At 60.7% G+C, this 21,093-nt stretch carries 22 protein-coding genes; 7 read left to right on the top strand and 15 right to left on the bottom strand.

All coding sequences use genetic code 11. The features are described 5' to 3' along the window. Positions 1–58: 58 nt before the first annotated feature. Together yejK and I5961_RS05000 are read left to right on the top strand one after the other, a co-directional pair. The gene (gene yejK / locus I5961_RS05005) at positions 59–1,063 is read left to right on the top strand and encodes a nucleoid-associated protein YejK (protein ID WP_085702527.1); all 1,005 of its coding nucleotides are present in this window, start codon (positions 59–61) and stop codon (positions 1,061–1,063) included. After that, entirely contained in the window at positions 1,063–1,413 is a 351-nt protein-coding gene (locus tag I5961_RS05000; RefSeq protein ID WP_007957354.1) for a glutaredoxin family protein, read from the top strand. Before yejK ends, I5961_RS05000 begins: the two co-directional genes overlap by 1 nt. Before the next feature lie 31 nt (positions 1,414–1,444). On the opposite strand, the gene I5961_RS04995 is transcribed toward I5961_RS05000, so the two are convergent. The 9 genes from I5961_RS04995 to I5961_RS04955 all read right to left on the bottom strand — a co-directional run bounded on the left by I5961_RS04995 (position 1,445) and on the right by I5961_RS04955 (position 9,890). Beyond that, the gene (locus I5961_RS04995; RefSeq protein ID WP_085698558.1) at positions 1,445–2,380 is read right to left on the bottom strand and encodes a glutathione S-transferase family protein; all 936 of its coding nucleotides are present in this window, start codon (positions 2,378–2,380) and stop codon (positions 1,445–1,447) included. Positions 2,381–2,720: 340 nt separating this feature from the next. Then, the gene (locus tag I5961_RS04990; RefSeq protein ID WP_085698557.1) at positions 2,721–3,023 is read right to left on the bottom strand and encodes a GIY-YIG nuclease family protein; all 303 of its coding nucleotides are present in this window, start codon (positions 3,021–3,023) and stop codon (positions 2,721–2,723) included. Positions 3,024–3,062: 39 nt separating this feature from the next. Further along, positions 3,063–3,536 carry a nuclear transport factor 2 family protein gene (locus I5961_RS04985; RefSeq protein WP_227234533.1) on the bottom strand — a complete coding sequence of 158 codons (474 nt, stop codon included), beginning with the start codon at positions 3,534–3,536 and terminating at the stop codon, positions 3,063–3,065. 100 nt (positions 3,537–3,636) lie between these two features. Beyond that, complete coding sequence (locus tag I5961_RS04980) at positions 3,637–4,941, bottom strand: CynX/NimT family MFS transporter (RefSeq protein ID WP_227234532.1); 1,305 nt, start codon at positions 4,939–4,941, stop codon at positions 3,637–3,639. Continuing rightward, a complete protein-coding gene (locus tag I5961_RS04975) occupies positions 4,931–5,590 on the bottom strand; it encodes a FadR/GntR family transcriptional regulator (protein WP_085698555.1) in 660 nt (219 codons plus the stop codon). Before I5961_RS04975 ends, I5961_RS04980 begins: the two co-directional genes overlap by 11 nt. 137 nt (positions 5,591–5,727) lie before the next feature. Beyond that, positions 5,728–6,492, bottom strand: coding sequence for an amino acid ABC transporter ATP-binding protein (locus I5961_RS04970; protein WP_085698554.1), 765 nt, complete (start codon positions 6,490–6,492; stop codon positions 5,728–5,730). A gap of 11 nt (positions 6,493–6,503) precedes the next feature. Then, positions 6,504–7,601, bottom strand: a complete 1,098-nt coding sequence (locus I5961_RS04965; protein ID WP_085698553.1) for an amino acid ABC transporter permease — start codon at positions 7,599–7,601, stop codon at positions 6,504–6,506. A gap of 10 nt (positions 7,602–7,611) precedes the next feature. Next, entirely contained in the window at positions 7,612–8,793 is a 1,182-nt protein-coding gene (locus I5961_RS04960) for an amino acid ABC transporter permease (RefSeq protein ID WP_085702523.1), read from the bottom strand. A gap of 65 nt (positions 8,794–8,858) precedes the next feature. Further along, positions 8,859–9,890 carry an amino acid ABC transporter substrate-binding protein gene (locus tag I5961_RS04955; RefSeq protein ID WP_085698551.1) on the bottom strand — a complete coding sequence of 344 codons (1,032 nt, stop codon included), beginning with the start codon at positions 9,888–9,890 and terminating at the stop codon, positions 8,859–8,861. Positions 9,891–10,357: 467 nt separating this feature from the next. Between I5961_RS04955 and I5961_RS04950 the strand changes: the two genes are divergently transcribed. The 5 genes from I5961_RS04950 (at position 10,358) to I5961_RS04930 (ending at position 15,535) form a co-directional block, all read left to right on the top strand. Further along, the gene (locus I5961_RS04950; RefSeq protein WP_085698550.1) at positions 10,358–11,014 is read left to right on the top strand and encodes an alpha/beta hydrolase; all 657 of its coding nucleotides are present in this window, start codon (positions 10,358–10,360) and stop codon (positions 11,012–11,014) included. 96 nt (positions 11,015–11,110) lie between these two features. Continuing rightward, entirely contained in the window at positions 11,111–12,589 is a 1,479-nt protein-coding gene (rhlB, locus tag I5961_RS04945; protein WP_085698549.1) for an ATP-dependent RNA helicase RhlB, read from the top strand. Between the two features lie 124 nt (positions 12,590–12,713). Then, positions 12,714–13,658, top strand: coding sequence for an ornithine cyclodeaminase family protein (locus I5961_RS04940; protein ID WP_227234530.1), 945 nt, complete (start codon positions 12,714–12,716; stop codon positions 13,656–13,658). 14 nt (positions 13,659–13,672) lie between these two features. Further along, a complete protein-coding gene (locus I5961_RS04935) occupies positions 13,673–14,800 on the top strand; it encodes an NAD(P)/FAD-dependent oxidoreductase (protein ID WP_227234528.1) in 1,128 nt (375 codons plus the stop codon). Between the two features lie 93 nt (positions 14,801–14,893). Then, entirely contained in the window at positions 14,894–15,535 is a 642-nt protein-coding gene (locus tag I5961_RS04930; protein WP_007957327.1) for a transcriptional regulator, read from the top strand. Positions 15,536–15,643: 108 nt separating this feature from the next. Here the strand turns inward: I5961_RS04930 and I5961_RS04925 are convergent, their stop codons facing one another. From I5961_RS04925 to I5961_RS04900, 6 genes are all read right to left on the bottom strand, one after another. Next, positions 15,644–16,420 carry an ABC transporter substrate-binding protein gene (locus tag I5961_RS04925; RefSeq protein WP_011332566.1) on the bottom strand — a complete coding sequence of 259 codons (777 nt, stop codon included), beginning with the start codon at positions 16,418–16,420 and terminating at the stop codon, positions 15,644–15,646. Positions 16,421–16,700: 280 nt separating this feature from the next. Beyond that, on the bottom strand, positions 16,701–17,153 hold the full coding sequence (moaE, locus tag I5961_RS04920) for a molybdopterin synthase catalytic subunit MoaE (protein WP_227234526.1): 453 nt from the start codon (positions 17,151–17,153) through the stop codon (positions 16,701–16,703). Between the two features lie 3 nt (positions 17,154–17,156). Further along, entirely contained in the window at positions 17,157–17,399 is a 243-nt protein-coding gene (locus I5961_RS04915; RefSeq protein ID WP_085698546.1) for a MoaD/ThiS family protein, read from the bottom strand. After that, the gene (gene moaC, locus I5961_RS04910; RefSeq protein WP_007957321.1) at positions 17,396–17,869 is read right to left on the bottom strand and encodes a cyclic pyranopterin monophosphate synthase MoaC; all 474 of its coding nucleotides are present in this window, start codon (positions 17,867–17,869) and stop codon (positions 17,396–17,398) included. The genes I5961_RS04915 and moaC overlap by 4 nt, the downstream gene beginning before the upstream one ends. Before the next feature lie 101 nt (positions 17,870–17,970). After that, the gene (locus I5961_RS04905) at positions 17,971–19,365 is read right to left on the bottom strand and encodes a PhoH family protein (RefSeq protein WP_085698545.1); all 1,395 of its coding nucleotides are present in this window, start codon (positions 19,363–19,365) and stop codon (positions 17,971–17,973) included. 349 nt (positions 19,366–19,714) lie between these two features. Then, complete coding sequence (locus tag I5961_RS04900; RefSeq protein ID WP_227234525.1) at positions 19,715–20,839, bottom strand: polysaccharide deacetylase family protein; 1,125 nt, start codon at positions 20,837–20,839, stop codon at positions 19,715–19,717. Positions 20,840–21,093 lie beyond the last annotated feature (254 nt).

The following is a 21,093-nucleotide window of genomic DNA, read 5'->3' as shown; positions in this document are numbered from 1 at the left end:
ACACTGAGCGCTTTTTCGGGGGAGCCCGCCCTCCCCCCTTCCACCAGCCGAGAAGCCTATGCCGATCCGTCATTGCATCGTCCATTTGATCGACAAAAAACCCGACGGCACACCCGCAGTCCTGCACGCCCGTGACTCCGAACTGGCTGAGTCCGCTGCCATCGAGAACATGCTCGCCGATCTCAATGAGAGCTATAACGCCAAACAGGGCAAAGCCTGGGGGTTGTTCCATCCGGAGTCCGGTGCGTTCCCGTTCAGCGGCTGGCTGAAGGAGTACATGGAAGGCGGCAAAGACTTCACCGCGTTCAGCAAAGTCGCGGTCGAGCACCTGCAAAAGCTGATGGAAGAATCGAACCTGTCGGTCGGTGGCCACGTGCTGTTCGCCCACTACCAGCAAGGCATGACCGATTACCTGGCCATCGCCCTGCTGCACCACAGTGAAGGCGTGGCAGTGACCGAACAACTGGATGTGACACCGTCGCGCCACCTCGACCTCGGCCAACTGCACCTGGCGGCGCGGATCAACGTTTCCGAGTGGCAGAACAACAAGCAGTCCAAGCAGTACATCTCGTTCATCAAGGGCAAGAACGGCAAAAAGGTCTCGGAGTACTTCCGCGACTTCATCGGCTGCCAGGAAGGCGTCGACGGCCCGGGCGAGACCCGCACCCTGCTCAAGGCCTTCAGCGACTTCGTCGAGAGCGAAGACCTGCCGGAAGATTCCGCCCGCGAAAAGACCAAGACCCTGGTCGACTACGCCAGCAGCCAGGCCAAGCTCGGCGAGCCCATGGGCCTGGAAGAACTCTCGGAGCTGATCGACGAAGAGCGCCCAAAGGCCTTCTACGATCACATCCGCAACAAGGATTACGGCCTGTCGCCGGAGATTCCGGCGGATAAACGCACGCTCAACCAGTTCCGCCGCTTCACCGGCCGCGCCGAAGGCCTGTCGATCAGCTTCGAAGCACACCTGCTGGGCTCGAAGATCGAATACGACGAAGAGGCCGGCACCCTGGTCATCAAAGGCCTGCCGACCTCGCTCACCGATCAGTTGAAGCGTCGCAACTGATGCTCGGCAATGTGCTGAAAAAAGTTCTGCTGGTTCTGCTGGTGGTCGTGGTCTATCAGAACTGGGGCAAGATCGAGCGGGTATTCAACCCATCGCAGATGGCGTCCGAGCAGGTCCGCGCCAACGCCCATGTCGTGTTGTACGCCACGGACTGGTGCGGTTACTGCAAGCAGACCAAGCGCTTTCTCGATCAGAAAGGCATTCCGTTCAAGGAATTCGATATCGAGAAGGATGCCGAGGCACGCAAGGCTTACGAGGCTTTGGGCGGGCGCGGGATTCCGCTGATCGACGTCAATGGCACGTTGATTCGCGGGTTTGATCCGGACGAGATTCTCGCTGCACTGAAATGAACGAGGGAGCCAATCGGCTCCCTCGGTTGTTTCAGCGTTTCTCGATTCGGAAACCGAAACGCGGGAAGTGCACATGCACCACGCCGCCACGTTCGTCTTCACGGCGCAGGATCAACTCCTCGCGACCGGCAAACACCAGCTCACCGGCCACCGGATCAACGCCGTAGTCAGTGGCCGCGATCACGACTTGCTGGCCCGTTTCGAATCCGTTCGGATCGACAAACTGCTCATCGGGCAATGCCGCCGGCTTCGAACTGCGTGCAACCTCCAGCGCCTCTTCGGAACTCATCGCACTGGCCGCACCGTGACCGAAGCCCAGCACCCGCCCGAGCCACGCGGACACTGCCGGATAGTCGTCCACCAGCGGCGCGGTGACGTGGGTCGCCTTGAGGAACCACAGCGGATGGGCCATGGCGAAGTCGGCAATCGACGGCTCGCCGAACAGGAAGTCCCCGTCTTCACGCTGCAGCTGCTGCTCCAGACGCGCCATGATGGTTGGCCATTGATGTTTGGCCTGTTCGGCTGACAGTTTGGTCGCGCTGCCACCGCTGAACAGTCCGGCACGATCGGCGAGGAAGGCCTTGATCGCTTCCGGCGGTAACTTGCCGAAACGCACCGCCACCGATTCGGGCTGAAACACCAGGCTCACCGCATGCTGGAACACCACCGAATCGGCCCAGGCAGCGAAACTGGCGGCGATCATTTCCTGACCATCCGGGAAGAACGAAGGCTGGGCCTTTACCTGCTCGAGGCGACGGGCGATCAGCGCGGTGTCGCAATAGATGTCGGCGCCGATCTGCAGCACCGGGGTCTTGCGGTAGCCACCGGTCAGGGCGGTCAGGTCAGGCTTGGGCATCACTGGCGAGATATGCACCGAACGCCAGGACAAGCCCTTGAACCCCAGCAGCAGCCGGGCCTTTTCAGCAAAGGGAGAGGTCGGGTAATGATGAAGGATCAACTCGGACATGCTCGGCTCCGCCGCACAGAAAGTGAGCCAGCAGCTTAGCGCGCAATTTGTTCGCAGCCTACGGATCCGGCTGATGGGAACCGATCAGTCAGGTTGATAAGGCACTGGAGAGTTCTCGAAAAAAACCGCCTCAGCCGAAACCGAGACGGTTTTCCCACTTGCTCGATGGCATAAAGCCGAATAATCTTCGTCCACGCTAGTGTGTCCATTGTGATGCAGTAAACCCGGCCGCAAACCGGCGTTTACAGAAAAACCGCCCCGCAAAGGCGGTTTTTTTTCGCCCGCCGTTTGCCTCAGGCAGCGCCTTCGACATGCAGAGACTTCTACCGCTTACACCCGATCAATCAGGCCGATAAGACGCCACCAGACACTCCTTCGCACTCTTCCTGAGTTTTTTGATCAACCGCTCCTGGCGCAACGCATCACTCTTGTCGCGGCACAGCTCGGTATAGACCAGCGCCATCGCCGGGCTTGAAAGAAAGAAGCGCGCGCCCTTGCCACTCTGGTGCTTGGCAAAGCGGCGCACGGGATCATCGCTGATCCCGCAGTACAGCGAACCGTTGGCGGCGCGTACGAGGTAGACGAACCAGGACTTGCTCACTGGTACGTCGGCATCGAGAGGATTTTCGCTGAGGCTGGTCACGGGACAATTCAGGCGTAAGGAAAACAGGCCGCGATCTTATCAGCGACTCGCCTGAAATGCCTTCAGCCCTTTCAGGGCCTGGGCACGGACGGCGTTGCGCACCAGCGGCGTCCAGCCCAGCATCAGGCCCTTGAAGCCCAACGCCTGACGCGACCAGCGCCACAAATCGAAGTGGTCGTGGTGTTCGCAGATCTTGCCGTCACGGAAGACGAAGCGTGCCTGGATGTCGTTGATCACGATATTGCCGGTCTGGCTGAACAGGTAGGTCGCCACCCAGTGGGCGCCGCCGCTGCGCTCATCGGCGCGGACGTTGTCGAAGGTCAGTGAGAAGTCTTTGGCGCGGGTGGTGAGCATGCGCCACATATCACCGGCATCGCGGCCGCGCAGTTCGCCGAACGCCGGATCGCTGAATACCACGTCGTCGGTGTAGCAGGCGGCCATGGCCTCGGCGTCGAGGCGCTGGAAAGCCTGGTAGAAACGGGTGATCAGGGCGCTGTGGGCTTCTTCACTCATGGGCAATCTCCAGGAAAGGTACAGATTGCCAGCACGATAATCCGCAAACGCCCGAAACACTATCGGCATTCGCACTCCGAATACCGACAGTGTGCGCGCGTCAGACCTTTTCGCTGACTACCTGCACATACAGCGCACGTCCGGCACCGAGGCCGGCGAGGATTGCACCCGCACCGATGATGCCGAAGATCCAGCCCACGGCGTTCCAGCCACCGGTCCAGTCGTGCACCACACCGACCGCGAACGGCCCCATGGACGCGAGGGTGTAGCCGAAGCCCTGGGACATGCTCGACAGGTTGGCCGCAACATGGGAATCCCGCGAACGCAGCACGATCAGGGTCAGCGCCAGGCTGAACGTACCGCCCTGCCCCAGCCCCAGCAGGATCGCCCAGCCCCACAGTCCTTCGATTGGTGCGTAGAGGCAACCGAACAGGCCGCCGAGCGTCAGCGCCATGACCACCACGATCGCCAGACGCTGATCCTTGCCGCGCGTGGCCAGCCACGGTGCCGCCAGGGAGCTGGCGAGCTGGATGATCACCGATCCGGACAGCACCAGGCCGGCCTGGGTCGGGGTCAGCCCGCGACCGATGAGGATCGACGGCAACCAGCCGAACACGATGTAGGCCAGTGAAGATTGCAGGCCCATGTACAAGGTCACTTGCCACGCCAGCGGATCACGCAGCAGACCGCGGACCCGATAGGCAACGTTGTGCGCGCCGTGCTTCTGGCCGATTTGCGGCAGCCAGAACACTGCCGCCACCAGCGCCGGAATCACCCAGAAACCCAGACCCATGGCCCAGCTGTGGTCGAAGTGTTCGCTCAGCGGCACGCTGGAACCTGCCGCCATTGCCGCGCCCAGGCACAGGGCCATGGTGTAGACGCCGGTCATGGTGCCGGCATGTTTGGCGAAGTCGCGCTTGACGATGCCCGGCAGCAACACGCCGATGATGCCGATGCTCGCACCGCCCAGCACGCTGCCGACGAACAGACCGATTTCGCCGAAGTTGCTGCGCAGGATGATGCCGCCGGCCAGTGTCAGAAGAATCCCCAAGACCACCCGCTCGGCACCGAAACGTCGCGCCAGCACGGGTGCCAGCGGAGCAAACAGACCGAGGCAGAGTACCGGCAACGTCGTCAGCAACCCCGCTTGAGCGGCCGACAAACCAAGGCTTTTCGACACATCACTGAGCAGCGGCGCCATGCTCGACAGCGCCGGTCGCAGGTTCAACGCCACCAGAATCAACCCCAGCAGCAACAGCCAGGGGCGCCGCACCAACGGATGACTTTGCTGCACTTGTTCGTCATCGGCTTCGGCGTCGATCAACAATTCTTCGAGCTCGGCCTTGCGAACGGGTGCCGGGGAGACTTCTGGGCTGGACATGGTTTTCTCGGTTTCAAGGTTCATTGATCAACTGCCTCGACAAGGCTTTGGCCCGCTCCGGATCGCGCTGCTCGACGGCCTCAAGCAAGGCGACGTGCAAATCGAAGACTTCCTGGCGACGGGGGACGATGTTCAGGGTCTGGCGCAATTGCGCGCCGACGATGCTGGAAAAATAGCGATACAGCTCGCTGAGGGTCGGATTGTGTGCGGCATCCACCAGACGCCGGTGGAACACCAGATCGCAGCGGATGTAACTGTCGAGGTCGCCGTGATAGTGGCTGCCGGCGACACCCAGCGCTTCGCGCAACGCGACGAGGTCTTCATCGGTACGGCGCAAGGCCGCCAGGCCGATGGCCTCGACTTCAAGGATGTGCCGGGTTTCCCGAGCCTGATCCAGCGAGCATCTGGACAGCGCCTTGAGCGTGTCCATCGGATCGACCACCGCCCGCAGGTAACTGCCGTCACCCTGACGGATCTCGATCAACCCGGAAAACGCCAACACCCGCATCGCTTCGCGCACGGTATTGCGGCTGATGCCAAGTTCGGCGCACAACTCGGGCTCGGTGGGAAGCCGCTGACCGACCTGCCAGCTGCCATCGGTGATGCGCTGACGCAGTTGATCCAGCGCCTGATCGACCAGGGATCGTTTGATCAATAAAGAGTTTTCAGACATGGAATTCGCCCTGTCATCCAATCATGGGATGAATTTGCTGACAGGGTAGTCAGATTTTCCAATCAGGGCAACCGGCAAAACCCGGACAAAAATAAACCCGGAACTGAGTCCGGGTTTATTTCAACGCCTGAATCGGATCAATGCAGGATCTGACTCAGGAACAGCTTCGTACGATCATTCTGCGGATTGTCGAAGAAGTCGTTCGGTGCCGCCTGCTCGACGATTTCGCCCTTGTCCATGAAGATCACACGGTTGGCCACGGTGCGGGCGAAGCCCATTTCGTGGGTTACGCAGAGCATGGTCATGCCGTCTTCGGCCAGGCCGATCATGGTATCGAGTACTTCTTTCACCATCTCCGGGTCGAGTGCCGAGGTCGGTTCGTCGAACAGCATGATTTTCGGTTTCATGCACAGCGCGCGGGCGATCGCCACACGCTGCTGCTGGCCGCCGGACAGTTGCCCCGGATACTTGTGCGCCTGCTCCGGAATGCGTACGCGTTCCAGGTAATGCATGGCGATTTCCTCGGCCTTGCGCTTGGGCATCTTGCGTACCCACATCGGCGCCAGGGTGCAGTTCTGCAGGATGGTCAGGTGCGGGAACAGGTTGAAGTGCTGGAACACCATGCCGACTTCACGGCGGATCGCTTCGATCTGCTTGAGGTCGTTGGTCAGTTCCACGCCATCGACCACGATGCGGCCCTGCTGGTGTTCTTCCAGACGGTTGAGGCAGCGGATGGTGGTGGACTTGCCGGAACCCGACGGGCCGCACAGCACGATACGCTCGCCCTGACGCACGTTCAGGTTGATGTCTTTCAGCACATGGAACTGGCCGTACCACTTGTTCACGCCCTGCATCTGAATGATGCCTTCAGGGCCCGCTGGCTTTTTGATTGCTTCGCTCATCGAAAAAACTCCTAACGCTTGTGGCCAGTGTCGAGCTTGCGTTCCAGGTGCATGGAATAGCGCGACATGCCAAAACAGAAAATCCAGAACACCAGGGCGGCGAACACGTAGCCTTCGGTGGCCATGCCCAGCCATTTCGGATCGGCAGCGGCTTGCTTGACGCTGTTGAGCAGGTCAAAGAGGCCGATGATGATCACAAGGCTGGTGTCCTTGAACAGCGCGATGAAGGTGTTGACGATGCCGGGAATCACCAGCTTCAGGGCTTGCGGCAGAATCACCAGGCCCATGGCGCGCCAGTAACCGAGGCCCATCGCGGCCGCGGCTTCGTACTGGCCTTTGGGGATCGCTTGCAGACCGCCGCGCACCACCTCGGCGACGTACGCCGACTGGAACAGGATCACGCCGATCAGCGCCCGCAGCAGCTTGTCGAAGTTCATGCCTTCAGGCAGAAACAGCGGCAGCATCACCGAGGACATGAACAGCACCGTGATCAACGGCACGCCGCGCCAGAACTCGATGAAGGTCACGCAGACCACACGGATCGCCGGCATGTTCGAGCGTCGGCCCAGCGCCAGGACAATTCCCAGCGGCAACGCACCGGCGATGCCGACAGTGGCGATCACCAGGGTCAGCATCAGACCGCCCCACTGGCTGGTCGCCACGGTGTCGAGGCCGAAGACGCCGCCATGCAGCAGGCACCAGGCAACGATCGGGTAGATCACCAGGAAGCTCAGGCCGTACACCGCCTTGTGCGCCACGCGCTTGATGAACAAGGGCGCCACGCCGATGACCGCCAGCCACACGGTCAGGTCCACACGCCAGCGCAGTTCCGGCGGGTAGTAGCCATACATGAACTGGCCGAAACGCTGCTGGATGAAGACCCAGCAGGCGCCGTCCTTGGTGCAGTCGGCGCGGGTGGTGCCGACCCAGTTGGCATCGAGGATCGCCCAACTGAGGATCGGCGGTACCACCAGGTAGATCAGATAGAACGCAAACAGCGTCAGCAGGGTGTTGAGCCAGCTGGAGAACATGTTCGCGCGGATCCACGCCATCGGGCCGAAGACCTTGGCCGGCGGTGGCATGTCGGGTTTGAAAGTATGAGTACTCATGCGCTATTCCTTACCGCTCGATCAGCGCGATGCGCTTGTTGTACCAGTTCATCAGCAGGGAAATGCTGATACTGATCGCCAGGTACACGCTCATGGTGATGGCAATGACTTCGATCGCCTGACCGGTCTGGTTCAGCACGGTGCCGGCGAACAGCGAAACCATTTCCGGATAACCGATACCGGCCGCCAGCGAGGAGTTTTTCGCCAGGTTCAGGTATTGGCTGGTCAGCGGCGGGATGATGACCCGCAGCGCTTGCGGAATGATCACCTTGCGCAGGGTCGGGCCGTTGCGCAGGCCGAGCGAATGCGCCGCCTCGGTCTGGCCGTGGCTGACCGACTTGATGCCCGAACGCACGATCTCGGCGATGAACGCCGCGGTGTACACCGTCAGCGCCAGGGTCAAGGCCAACAGTTCCGGAATCAGCACCCAGCCACCGACGAAGTTGAAGCCTTGCAGCTTCGGCATTTCCCAGTGCACAGGTGCACCGAAGATCAGCGCACACAGCGCCGGGATCACCAGGAACAACGCCAGGCCAGCCCAGAACTTGTGGAACGGCTCGCCGGTCGCTTCAAAGCGCTTGTTGGCCCAGCGGCTCATCAGCACGATGGCGACGATGGCCACCACGATGCTGACCACGAACGCCCAGAAGCCGTCGGCCATTTGCGCGGCCGGCATGTTCAGGCCACGGCTGCTGACGAAGAAGGTATCGCCGAAGTTGTGGCTGTTGCGCGGCCCCGGCATGGTCAGGAACACCGCGAAGTACCAGAACAGGATCTGCAGCAGTGGCGGGATGTTACGGAAAACCTCCACGTACACGGTTGCCAGTTTGGAAATGATCCAGTTCTTCGACAGGCGCGCGACGCCGATGATGAAGCCGAGAATTGTGGCCAGGATCACACCGATGAAGGTCACCAGCAGCGTGTTGAGCAGGCCGATGACAAACACCCGGGCATAACTGTCCGCTTCGGTGTAGGAGATCAGGTGTTGAGCGATGCCGAACCCGGCACTGCGCTCGAGAAAGTCGAACCCCGAAGTGATACCCCGGTGTTGCAGGTTGGTCTGGGTGTTATCGAACAGATACCAGCCCAGGGAGACCACCGCCACGATGGTGATGATCTGAAATACCCACGCACGCACTCGTGGATCGCTGAGGCTGAGCCTCTGCTTTGGTGCGCCGATTGAATTTTGCATGAAGTGCCCCGGAAATAATGGAACAGAACGTCACCCGGCAGTTGGCCTGCCGGGTGACAGAACCATCAGCGCACTGGTGGTGCGTATTGAATGCCGCCGTTGTTCCACAGCGCGTTCAGGCCGCGGTCGATTTCCAGCGGAGTGCTCTTGCCGAGGTTTTTCTCGAAGATTTCACCGTAGTTGCCGACTTGCTTGACGATCTGTACGACCCAGTCCTTCGGCAGTTTCAGGTCTTTGCCGTATTCGCCGTCTGCGCCGAGCATACGAGCGACATCCGGGTTCTTGGTCGCTTTGGCTTCAGCTTCGACGTTCTTCGAAGTGATGCCTGCTTCTTCGGCGTTCAGCAGCGCGTAGCCAACCCAACGCACGATGGCCAGCCACTCGTCATCGCCGTTACGCACGACCGGGCCCAGTGGTTCCTTGGAAATGGTTTCCGGCAGAACGACATAATCCTTCGGCGAAGCCAGCTTGCTGCGCTGGGCGAACAGCTGGGACTTGTCGGAGGTCAGCACGTCGCAACGACCGGATTCCAGCGACTTGGCGCTTTCATCGGAGGTGTCGAAAGTGATCGGGGTGTATTTCAGACCGTTGCCGCGGAAGTAGTCGGAAACGTTCAGCTCGGTGGTGGTACCGGCCTGGATGCAGATGGTTGCACCGTCCAGCTCTTTGGCACTCTTGACGCCCAGCTTGTTGTTAACCAGGAAGCCGATGCCGTCGTAGTAGGTAATGAAGCCCGGGAATTTCAAGCCCATGCCCGCGTCACGGGAGCTGGTCATGGTGGTGTTGCGCGACAGGATGTCGATCTCGCCCGACTGCAGAGCGGTGAAACGCTCCTTGGCGTTCAACTGACTGAACTTGACCTTGGTCGCGTCGCCGAACACGGCAGCGGCCACGGCGCGGCAGACGTCAGCATCGATGCCCACGATCTTGCCGGTGGAATCCGGAACCGAGAAGCCTGGCAAGCCATCGCTGACGCCGCACTGCACGAATCCTTTCTTCTTCACTGCATCCAGGGTTGCACCCGCCTGAGCGAACCCGCTGACACCCAGTACTGCAGCAGCAGTCACGATCGCCAGAGTGGATTTCAACATCTTCATTCAAACCTCCAGTTTTGCTCTTGTTGTGTCGGAGCTTGAGTCCAGTCGCACCCTTTTGAGGCGTTGTTGACCCGTGTTGGCTTTTTTTGGGGTCAACCGACGCAGGACCTTCGCTATGAGTCTAGTAGGAGAAAATCCACATCATGGACAACTCACTTCTCACCATTCGGCCGAACGGGCGGTAGCCCTTTCACGTTCGCTAAGCCCGTTGCGGCCATTGGCGAACATCCATCACCGGATTCTTTGCTATCCCGTCACCCGGCGTTCACTGATAGTGTTACCGCCAGGCGCGAAATTGATTGCACGACTACCTCATAGCAAAGCCCGTACCACACCGGCTGCTGAAGCGATTGAGTGACAGGTCAATAGCAAAACTTGCACCCTTGCGACATCTTCTTAACGGATCAACCGGGCGCGCACGCAAATCACGCACTCAATGAGAGCGCCCGCACACAATTGGAGCAGCCATGACCGAGCCCTTGATTCTTCAGCCTGTTAAGCCCGCAGACGCCTGCGTGATCTGGCTGCACGGCCTCGGCGCCGACCGCTACGACTTTCTGCCGGTGGCCGAAGCGCTTCAGGAAAGCCTGCTGAGCACACGTTTCGTGCTGCCTCAGGCGCCGACGCGCCCGGTGACGATAAATGGCGGATATGCCATGCCAAGCTGGTACGACATCAAAGCCATGAGCCCGGCACGGTCGATCGACCACGATGAGCTGGAAGCGTCCGCCGATCGCATCATCGAATTGATCGAAGAACAGCGAAGCAGCGGAATAGACGCATCGCGGATTTTCCTCGCCGGTTTTTCCCAGGGCGGCGCCGTGGTCTATCACACCGCGTTTCTGAAATGGCAGGGGCCGCTGGGCGGGGTACTGGCATTATCGACATACGCGCCGACGTTCAGCGATGAACTGGAGTTATCCGCCAGCCAGCAACGGATTCCGGCACTGGCGCTGCACGGCCAGTTCGACAACGTGGTGCAGAACTCGATGGGTCGCACGGCTTATGAGTATCTCAAGGCCCATGGTGTCACCGTGACATGGCAGGAATACCCAATGGAGCACGAAGTGTTACCCGAAGAAATTCGCGACATCGGCGTGTGGCTCAGCGAACGCTTGCGCTGACAATTGCGACAGGGGTCGCCCTTTGATCATCCCACTACGCCGCGCCCGTTTCTTGCATTACACTGGCCGGCGTACATTCCTTAACCAATTGATGAGATGACCGTGCTCAAAGCACTCAAGAAAATGTTCGGTAAAAGCGAGGCTGAGCAGCTCGCGCCAGTCCCCACTGCGCCGTCGCACGCCCCCGGTCATCGCAACGATGCCAGCCAGGCCGGCCGCCAGACGCCCGCCACGCCCCCAAAGCACGAACCGAAACCCGCTCCGGCTGCCACGCCCGCCACTGAGCCTGCGCGCAGCGAAGCCCCGAAACCGGCCAGACCACGTCGCGAACCCAAGCCCAAGGCGCCGGTGATTCCCTGGAAGCTCGAAGACTTCGTCGTCGAGCCACAGGAAGGCAAGACCCGCTTCCACGATTTCAAGCTCGCCCCGGAACTGATGCATGCCATCCACGACCTGGGCTTCCCGTATTGCACGCCGATCCAGGCTCAGGTGCTGGGTTATACCCTCGCCGGCAAAGACGCCATCGGCCGCGCCCAGACTGGCACCGGCAAGACCGCCGCGTTCCTGATCTCGATCATCACCCAGCTGTTGCAGACCCCGCCGCCGAAAGAGCGCTACATGGGCGAGCCACGGGCGCTGATCATCGCGCCGACCCGTGAACTGGTGGTGCAGATCGCCAAGGACGCCGCCGACCTGACCAAGTACACCGGCCTCAACGTCATGACATTCGTCGGCGGCATGGACTTCGACAAGCAGCTCAAGCACCTCGAAGCGCGCCATTGCGACATCCTCGTCGCAACGCCTGGCCGCCTGCTCGACTTCAACCAGCGCGGCGACGTGCACCTGGACATGGTTGAAGTGATGGTGCTGGACGAAGCCGACCGCATGCTCGACATGGGCTTCATCCCGCAAGTGCGTCAGATCATTCGCCAGACTCCGCCGAAAAGCGAACGCCAGACCCTGCTGTTCTCCGCGACCTTCACCGATGACGTGATGAACCTCGCCAAGCAGTGGACCACCGATCCTGCGATCGTCGAAATCGAGGTCACCAACGTGGCCAACGAAAATGTCGAACAGCACATCTATGCGGTGGCCGGTGCCGACAAATACAAACTGCTCTTCAACCTGGTCAACGACAACGGCTGGGAGCGAGTGATCGTGTTCGCCAACCGCAAGGACGAAGTGCGGCGCATCGAGGAACGCCTGGTGCGCGACGGCATCAACGCCGCGCAATTGTCCGGCGACGTGCCGCAGCACAAGCGGATCAAGACGCTTGAAGGCTTCCGCGAAGGCAGGATCCGCGTCCTGGTCGCCACCGACGTGGCCGGTCGCGGTATCCACATCGACGGCATCAGCCACGTGATCAACTTCACCCTGCCGGAAGTCCCGGACGACTATGTGCACCGCATCGGTCGTACCGGTCGTGCTGGCGCCGACGGTGTGTCGATCAGCTTCGCCGGTGAAGACGACTCCTATCAGTTGCCGTCCATCGAAGAAAAACTCGGTCGCAAGATCAGCTGTGAAACGCCGCCGACCCATCTGTTGCGGGCGGTTGAGCGCAAGCGTCCACAGTAAGCGGCACCATAAAGAGAAGCGCAGCCGGCAACGGACTGCGCTTTTTTTTCGCCCGGATATTGTTCAACAAAACTAAAAGTCCATAATAGACAAATTAGTTTAAAAACAGTCTCCGGAGTCTGCCATGTCCAGTACGCCCTACGTGATCGACCAAACCCAGGCCCGCGAGCTGTTGGCCCGGATCGATGTGCCGCAGATCCTGCGCAAGCTGTTCCGCGATCTGGCGGCCGGGCATGCGGTGCAACCGGCGCAGCAACTGGTGGAATTTCCCCAGGGCGCCGGGGACTTCATCAACTATCTGGGCGTGCTGGCAGAAGATGGCGTGTACGGAGTCAAGACCTCGCCGTACATCGTTCGCGAACAAGGCCCGCTGGTGACGGCATGGACGCTGTTGATGTCGATGCAGACCGGTCAACCGTTGCTGCTCTGCGATGCTGGCGAACTGACCACCGCCCGCACGGCGGCAACCACAGCTGTCGCCGTCGACGCCCTGGCCCCTTCGAACGCAAAACGTCTGGCAATCATCGGCAGCGGCAAGGTCGCCCAGGCGCACCTGCATTACGTCAAAACGTTGCGCGACTGGCAGAGCATCAGTGTGTATTCACCTACCTTGAGCGAAGACCCGGCAACCATCCGACAACTGCAAGCCCTCGATCCACGGGTGAGCATCGCCGGAAGCCGCGAAGCCGCCATCGCCGAGGCCGACGTAGTCATGCTCTGCACTTCGTCCGCAGGACCTGTGATCGACCCGGCGACCTTGAACAAACCAGCGCTGATCACCTCGATCAGCACCAACGCACCGCGCGCCCACGAAGTGCCGCCGCAAAGCCTCAACGACATGCAGGTGTTCTGCGACTATCGCCTGACCACCCCGGGCTCGGCCGGCGAGATGCTGATCGCCCGCGAACAACATGGCTGGGACAATAGCGCGATCCTCGGCGACCTGGCGGATCTGCTCAGCGAAAAAGTGCAGCGCCCCGATTACCAGCGTCACGTGTTTTTCCGCTCCATCGGTCTGGGTCTGGAAGACATCGCCCTGGCCAATGCCATCTATCAATTGCAGCGCTGACACCGGAGATTTTCATGAGTCATGCAGATTTCATCATCATCGGCGGCGGGATCGCCGGCGCTTCCACCGGTTTCTGGCTGTCGCAGCACGGCAAGGTCGCGGTGCTGGAGCGCGAGTCGCATCCGGCCTATCACTCCACCGGGCGCTCGGCGGCGCTGTTCACCGCCGCTTACGGCACACCGCAGGTCCGGGCGCTGACCCAGGCCAGCCGTGAATTCTTCGACCATCCGCCCAGCGGTTTCTGCGAGCACCCGCTGCTGACCCCGCGCGGGGAAATGACCGTGGATTTCACCGGGGACGCCGCCGAGCTGAACAATCAATACCTGAGCGCCAAAGCCACAGTGCCGGAGATGCAGTTGCTCAGCGCGGATGAAGCCTGCGCGAGGCTGCCGATCCTGCGCCGGGAAAAAGTCCATGGCGCGATCTACGACCCGACCGCCAGCGACATCGACACCGACGCCCTGCATCAGGGTTATCTGCGCGGCATCCGTCGCAACAACGGCCAGGTGCAGACCGATTGCGAAGTGCTCGGGCTGAGCCGCGATGCCGACGGAATCTGGCACGTGCAGACCAATGACCAAACCTTCAGCGCGCCCATCGTGATCAACGCGGCTGGCGCCTGGGCCGACAAGATCGGTGCCCTGGCCGGCGCCCGGCCGTTGGGCCTGCAACCAAAACGTCGCGCCGCGTTCATCTTCGCCGGCCCCGAAGGCGTGGACATTCATCACTGGCCGATGCTGGTCAGCCTCGACGAATCCTTTTACATGAAGCCCGATGCCGGGATGTTCCTCGGCTCACCGGCCAACGCCGACCCGGTCGAGCCGCACGACGTGCAACCGGAAGAACTGGACATTGCCATGGGCATTTACCAGATCGAGGAGGCGACGACCCTGACCATCCGCCGCCCGACCCGCACCTGGGCCGGTCTGCGCAGTTTCGTCGCCGACGGTGATTTGCTCTCCGGGTTCGACCCACAAGTGCCGGGGCTGTTCTGGGTCGCGGCCCAGGGCGGTTACGGTATCCAGACCTCACCGGCCATGGGCATGGCCAGCGCAGCGCTGGTGCGTGGCGAATCGCTGCCCCGACACCTCGAGCAATTCGGCCTGACCGCCGCCATGCTCGCCCCTTCCCGCCTGGCCTGACCGTCCGCCCGGATGACGCGCCCGACGGATTGCGGCACACTCGCAACGCCCCCGGATCACGGGGGCGCTGACGTTGCCTGGAGCTCCACAGTTATGACCGCCCCCGAACACACGCCCGAGCTGCATGACGCCGCGCTGGATAACTACCACGCCATCGCCGACGCCATCGCCACGCTGTTCTTTCCCCATGCCGAAGTGGTGCTGCATGACCTGCGCACGCAGAAGGTCGACTACATCGCCAACAACCTGTCGAAACGGGTGATCGGCGATGAATCGTCGCTGGAAGACATGCTCAGCGACGACGTCAGCGAACGGAACATCGGCCCGTACGAAAAGCTCAACTGGGACGGCCAGAAGATTCGCAGCCTGAGCACCGTGCTGCGTGACAGCGAAGGTCATCCGCTGGCGGTGCTGTGCATCAACCTGAATATTTCGCTGTTCGAGAATGCCAAGGCTGCGCTGGACCTGTTCCTCTCGCCGAGCAAGCTGATCCCGCAACCGGACTCGCTGTTTCGCGATGACTGGCAGGAGCGGATCAACACTTTCCTGCACGCCTGGCTGCGCGAACGGCAACTGAGCCTGAACCTGCTGACCCGTGATCACAAACGCGAACTCGTGCTGGCGCTGCACGCCGAGGGGGCGTTCAAGGGCAAGAGCGCCTCGAACTATGTGGCCAATGTCCTGAACATGGGACGGGCGACGGTGTACAAGCATTTGAAGGAATTGAAGGGCTGAAGATTTTGCGGTGAATCTGACGGCCTCATCGCTGGCAAGCCAGCTCCCACAGGTTTTGTGTACACCGAAAATCTCTGTGGGAGCTGGCGTGCCAGCTATGGCGGACTGTCAGTCGCCGTAGATGTCCGACTTGAAGTACTTCTCGGAAATCTTCTGATACTCACCACTGGCGCGAATGCCGTCGATGGCGGTGTTCAACTGGCTGACCAGCTCGGTGTTGCCCTTGCGCACCGCAATCCCCGCGCCCTCGCCCACGTATTTCGGGTCCTTCAACTCGGGCCCGACAAAGGCGTAACCCTTGCCCCGAGGCATCGACAGGAAGTCGGTCAGCGGAATGGTGTCGGCGAAAATCGCGTCGAGACGCCCGGCCGCCAGGTCCATGTAGATTTCTTCGTTGTTGCCGTAACGCTTGACGTTGATGCCCTTGGGCTCGAACACCTCGGTGGCGTAGCGGTCGGTAGTGGTCGCACGCTGCACGCCAACGGTCTTGCCCTTGAGGCTGGCGTACTGGTCATCGACGCTCGCGCCTTCCTTCATCACCAGCCGCGACGAGGTGAAATAGTACTTGTGGGTGAAGTCCACCGACTTCTTGCGATCTTCGTTGATGGTCATGGACGACAGCGCCATATCGATTTTCTTCACTTTCAGGGAAGGAATCAGACCGTCGAACTCGCCCTCGACCCACACGCACTTGACCTGCATCTGCGCGCACAGGGCGTTGCCGATGTCGTAGTCGAAACCGACGATTTCACCCTTGTCGGTTTTCGAGGCGAAGGGCGGATACGCCGCCTCGATACCGATGCGCAGGGTTTTCTCGGCGGCGAACGCGCTGCTGCACGCCAACAGGCTCAGTGCCAGACCGGTGATGAGGGGGAATTTCTTCATGTTCGTTCTCTCGCGGGTTGTTGTTGGTTTGGCAAGACAGAAGAAAAAAGCTGAAACGGGGAAAGACCTTTTTTGTACTTGTAAATCCATACTGGACTTTTACGTACAAATCGTCAATTGGGCGAGACCGATCATTTCTGGCCGATGGTCGGGGAGGTGAACTTGAGGGAATTGGTGATTCGGATGGCCTCTTCGCGAGCAAGCTCGCTCCCACGAGGATTATCTAAAACCTGTGGGAGCGAGCTTGCTCGCGAAGACTGACTCTAAGTCGACAGAGGAATTACTGCTTCCAGCGATCCGCCGCCGCATGATCGCTGTCACGGCCTTCAACCCAGCGCGGGCCGTCGCTGGTGTTCTCTTTCTTCCAGAACGGCGCGCGGGTTTTCAGGTAATCCATGACAAAGGCGCAGGCGTCGAACGCCGCCTGGCGGTGGGCACTGGCGGAGGCGACAAACACGATCGGTTCGCCCGGTTCCAGCGCGCCGATGCGGTGCAGCACTTCCAGCTTCAACAGCGGCCAGCGTTGCTCGGCCTCTACGGCGATCTTGCCGAGGGCCTTTTCGGTCATGCCCGGATAGTGTTCGAGGAACATTCCGGCGACATCGAGGCCATCGTTGAAGTCACGCACGTAGCCGACGAAACTCACCACCGCGCCAACGCCGACATTGGCCGCGTGCATCGCGTTGACTTCGGCGCCCGGATCGAACGGTTCGGACTGCACTCGAATGCGCATGGCTCAGCCTCCGGTCACGGTGGGGAAAAATGCCACTTCGTCGCCATCCGCCACCGGCTCGTCGAGCTGGCAGAGGTCTTCGTTGCGCGCGCACATCAGATTCTGCTCGCTCAGCACCTCGGCGCCGTCACGCTGCACCAGCAACGCACGAACGTCATCGACGGTGGCGAAGTCACCCTCGACCTTCACCGAGTCCACGCCCAGCGCCTCGCGGTAACGGGCAAAAAATTTCACGGTCAGGTTCATGGCTGCTCCGCCTGGAAATGCCCGCTCTTGCCGCCGACCTTTTCCAGCAGACGCACGCTTTCGATGGTCATGCCACGATCCACGGCCTTGCACATGTCGTAGATGGTCAGGGCGGCGACGCTGGCGGCGGTCAGCGCTTCCATCTCGACGCCGGTCTGCCCGGACAGTTTGCAGCGGGCGACGATGCGCACCGCGTCATCGCCTTCGGCACTGAGCTCGACCTTGACGCCGGTCAGCATCAACGGATGGCACAGGGGAATCAGGTCACTGGTTTTCTTCGCCGCCTGAATGCCGGCAATGCGCGCCACGGCGAACACGTCGCCCTTGGGATGGCCGCCGCTGACGATCATCTGCAGGGTGTCGGGCAGCATGCGCACCAGCGCTTGGGCCGTCGCTTCACGGAACGTCACGGCTTTTTCGGTGACGTCGACCATGTTGGCGCGACCTTGGGAATCGAGATGAGTCAGCACGGGATTACTCCTGATCAGGAGCGTCGATTGTAAACCTGGGGGTCAGAATTGCGCACATAAAAAACCGGGCGACTTTGCAGTCGCCCGGTTGCGTTTGACGGTTACAGATGCGATTCGGCGTATTCGGCCAGGATCGAGCGAGGCACCCCTTGCAGGGTGATGTGCACACCGTTGGGGAAATCCTTGAAGCGTTCGGTCAGGTAGGTCAGCCCGGAGCTGGTCGCGGACAGGTAAGGGGTGTCGATCTGTGCCAGGTTGCCCAGGCACACCACTTTGGAACCGGCGCCGGCCCGGGTGATGATGGTTTTCATCTGGTGCGGCGTGAGGTTCTGGCATTCGTCGATCAGGATCAGGCTCTGCTGGAAGCTGCGACCGCGAATGTAATTGAGCGATTTGAACTGCAACGGCACTTTGCTGAGGATGTAGTCGACGCTGCCATGGGTGTTTTCGTCATCCATGTGCAAGGCTTCGAGGTTGTCGGTGATGGCGCCCAGCCAAGGCTCCATTTTTTCCGCTTCGGTGCCGGGCAGGAAGCCGATTTCCTGGTCCAGGCCCTGCACGCTGCGGGTGGCGATGATGCGACGATAGCGCTTGCTGACCATGGTCTGCTCGATCGCAGCGGCCAGCGCCAGAATGGTTTTACCCGAGCCGGCGGCGCCGGACAGATTGACCAGGTGAATGTCCGGATCCAGCAGCGCATACAGCGCCAGACTCTGATAGATGTCCCGTGGCTTGAGGCCCCAGGCTTCCTGGTGCAGCAGCGGTTCCTGATGCAGGTCGAGGATCAGCAGACGGTCCTCCTCAATCTCCTTGATCCAGCCGACAAACCCTTGCTCATCAATGATGAATTCGTTGATGTGCACGGCCGGCAGGTTATCGGTCAATTGCACCTGATGCCAGGTGCGGCCATGGTCCTGACGGGTTTCGACCTTGCTCACACGGTCCCAGAAGGAGCCGGTCATGTTGTGATAGCCGTTGGGCAGCAGGGACACGTCGTCGACCAGTTGGTCGGTGCTGTAGTCCTCGGCGTCAATCCCGCAGGCGCGCGCCTTGAGGCGCATGTTGATGTCTTTGGTGACCAGCACCACCGGTTTTTTCGGGTCGCGGGTGTGCAGGTCGATCAGCTGGTTGATGATTTTGTTGTCGTTCAGATGCTCGGGCAGAATCAGGTTCGATTCGGCCTGCTTGCTCATCAGAATTGACAGCAAGCCCTTCGGACCGCCCTTGCCGCGCTGGATCGGCACCCCCAGCTCGACATCTTCCGGGGAAGCATCGCCCAGGGTCTTGTCGATCAGGCGGATCGCCTGACGGCATTCGGCGGCCACGCTGTGATGCCCGCTCTTGAGCTTGTCCAGCTCTTCAAGCACGGTCATCGGGATCGCGACGTGGTGTTCTTCGAAATTCAGCAGGGCGTTCGGATCGTGAATCAGTACGTTGGTATCGAGTACATAAAGGATTGGCTGGTTGGAGGAGGGGCTACGTCCGTGATCATCCATACTCGGTCACCTTTGTGGGAGCCATTCGACGCAATACCTCGGCGGTGCTGCGCCTCGAAGTGACTGCCGAATCCACCTGCACAGCTTTTGTCGGGATAGCAGGTGAACCGCACACAAAATGGGTCTTGGAAGACGCCACCTGTGTTGCAGGTTTCGGCGGTCTGACTTCGTAATACTCCAAAACCCGTGACAGAAAAAAGCACTTTGACGCTTTTTTGAAGTTTATTTTGCAAAGTGACGAAAAGCCCTTGGCGGACCGCCCTGCCCCCGTTAGAGTCGGAAGTCCGCCTGCATCGAATCCTGCAAAAAATTCACCCCAAGCCCCATATTTCCGGGCTCTTGCCGTTTTTCAGCGAAACGCGTTCTGACAGTCTTCCCAGCCGATGCCGCTTTGCGCAGTCTGTGTGATCAGCCACGGCAACGCGGTCTTCACCGCATCCTGCTTCATGTTGAAATTGATCACTCCGTGTCGCCACAACAGCATCAGGGTCAGCACGCGCTGCGCGCTCGGAGCCCCCTTGAGCTTGCCGGCGCCGTCCTGGGCATCGATGTCCCACAGCGCCACTTGCAAGCCCTGACTGTTGAAGAACCCCCCAGCATCGCTGCGACGCTGGCCTTCCGGCGGACGGAACAGCGGCACGTAATTTTCCGGCAGCTTGTTGCGCACCAGGTCGGCACTGCGTCGCACCGAATCCTGCCAGTCCTGCCAGTGGCTGTGAGAGCGGAATTCCCAGCCCTGAACGCCGACGCACTGCTGCGAAAACGTCGCTTGCAGACTGCTCACCGAACGATCGGCCAGCCGCGCCTGAACATCCTTGCCCAACATGAAAAAGGTGCCGCTCAGGTTCGACTTGCGCAGGTACTCGGTGAGCCAGTCGGTATTGTCCGGTTGCAGGTTGGCGGCGCTGTCGAAACTCAGCAGAAACAGGCGATCGTGCATGTCGTCGCCGTTGCGCTCGTAGTCTGCGAAATGATCGAGTTCGCTGCTGGTCTGCGGCGACAGCGCAGCCTTGCGCATCAGCTCATCAAGGTACTGCAGATGGAAGATCCGGCTCGGTTCGGCCCATTTGGTGTAGTAGCTCTCGTCACTGACCACGAATTTGGCCGCCTGCTCGCGCAGGGTCGGCAAGTCTTCGACGAGGAAGCAAAACGAGGCGTCCTGATCGCAGCTTTGCTGGGCGAAGTTGTAGTTGGCCAGCAGGCGCTGCCACAGGCGCTCGCGCAGGCTGTTGATCGCATCCAGATTGACCGTGCGCAGTCCCAGACGCTGGGCCAGCGCCGCTTCGTCCAGTGCTTCGGTGCCGAGCAGGCCTCGGGCGAACATCAGGATTTCCGCCCGTGAGGCGACGTCGAACAGGGTCGGGTTGTCGAGCTTCTCCGGCCAGGTGCTGCGATCCAGCGTCGCGATATCGCCCGGCGCCGCAACGGCACCGACGCTCAACAGCCACGCGGCGAAAAAAAGAACAATGCGCAAAGGGTGTCTCCATAACAAAACCCGCGCGGCACTATAGCCGATCCGACAGTAATTCCCGCAGGCACACAGATGATCGTTCCCACGCTCTGCGTGGTAACGCCTCCCCGGACGCTCCGCGTCCGCTGCCGGGGTGACGCAGAGCGTCACTGGCTGCATTCCCACGCAGAGCGTGGGAACGATCAGGGTTGGGTGGCACACCACCGATCACCTATGGACCTGATAGCTGGAGTCATCCGCCCCAACCCCCTAGAATC

The organism is Pseudomonas sp. IAC-BECa141 (genome assembly GCF_020544405.1).
Lineage (GTDB): Bacteria > Pseudomonadota > Gammaproteobacteria > Pseudomonadales > Pseudomonadaceae > Aquipseudomonas.
This window is presented reverse-complemented; position numbering and strand designations above follow the sequence as displayed.

Bases quoted from the DNA above. Each gene is read 5' to 3' on its own strand.
- I5961_RS04980 (WP_227234532.1), bottom strand. From the start codon at position 4,941: ATGAACCTTGAAACCGAGAAAACCATGTCCAGCCCAGAAGTCTCCCCG.
- I5961_RS04935 (WP_227234528.1), top strand. From the start codon at position 13,673: ATGAGTCATGCAGATTTCATCATCATCGGCGGCGGGATCGCCGGCGCT.
- I5961_RS04975 (WP_085698555.1), bottom strand. From the start codon at position 5,590: ATGTCTGAAAACTCTTTATTGATCAAACGATCCCTGGTCGATCAGGCG.
- I5961_RS04955 (WP_085698551.1), bottom strand. From the start codon at position 9,890: ATGAAGATGTTGAAATCCACTCTGGCGATCGTGACTGCTGCTGCAGTA.
- I5961_RS05000 (WP_007957354.1), top strand. From the start codon at position 1,063: ATGCTCGGCAATGTGCTGAAAAAAGTTCTGCTGGTTCTGCTGGTGGTC.
- I5961_RS04960 (WP_085702523.1), bottom strand. From the start codon at position 8,793: ATGCAAAATTCAATCGGCGCACCAAAGCAGAGGCTCAGCCTCAGCGAT.
- I5961_RS04965 (WP_085698553.1), bottom strand. From the start codon at position 7,601: ATGAGTACTCATACTTTCAAACCCGACATGCCACCGCCGGCCAAGGTC.
- I5961_RS04970 (WP_085698554.1), bottom strand. From the start codon at position 6,492: ATGAGCGAAGCAATCAAAAAGCCAGCGGGCCCTGAAGGCATCATTCAG.
- rhlB (WP_085698549.1), top strand. From the start codon at position 11,111: ATGACCGTGCTCAAAGCACTCAAGAAAATGTTCGGTAAAAGCGAGGCT.
- I5961_RS04995 (WP_085698558.1), bottom strand. From the start codon at position 2,380: ATGTCCGAGTTGATCCTTCATCATTACCCGACCTCTCCCTTTGCTGAA.
- I5961_RS04905 (WP_085698545.1), bottom strand. From the start codon at position 19,365: ATGGATGATCACGGACGTAGCCCCTCCTCCAACCAGCCAATCCTTTAT.
- I5961_RS04940 (WP_227234530.1), top strand. From the start codon at position 12,714: ATGTCCAGTACGCCCTACGTGATCGACCAAACCCAGGCCCGCGAGCTG.
- I5961_RS04915 (WP_085698546.1), bottom strand. From the start codon at position 17,399: ATGAACCTGACCGTGAAATTTTTTGCCCGTTACCGCGAGGCGCTGGGC.
- I5961_RS04925 (WP_011332566.1), bottom strand. From the start codon at position 16,420: ATGAAGAAATTCCCCCTCATCACCGGTCTGGCACTGAGCCTGTTGGCG.
- yejK (WP_085702527.1), top strand. From the start codon at position 59: ATGCCGATCCGTCATTGCATCGTCCATTTGATCGACAAAAAACCCGAC.
- moaE (WP_227234526.1), bottom strand. From the start codon at position 17,153: ATGCGCATTCGAGTGCAGTCCGAACCGTTCGATCCGGGCGCCGAAGTC.
- I5961_RS04985 (WP_227234533.1), bottom strand. From the start codon at position 3,536: ATGAGTGAAGAAGCCCACAGCGCCCTGATCACCCGTTTCTACCAGGCT.
- I5961_RS04950 (WP_085698550.1), top strand. From the start codon at position 10,358: ATGACCGAGCCCTTGATTCTTCAGCCTGTTAAGCCCGCAGACGCCTGC.
- I5961_RS04930 (WP_007957327.1), top strand. From the start codon at position 14,894: ATGACCGCCCCCGAACACACGCCCGAGCTGCATGACGCCGCGCTGGAT.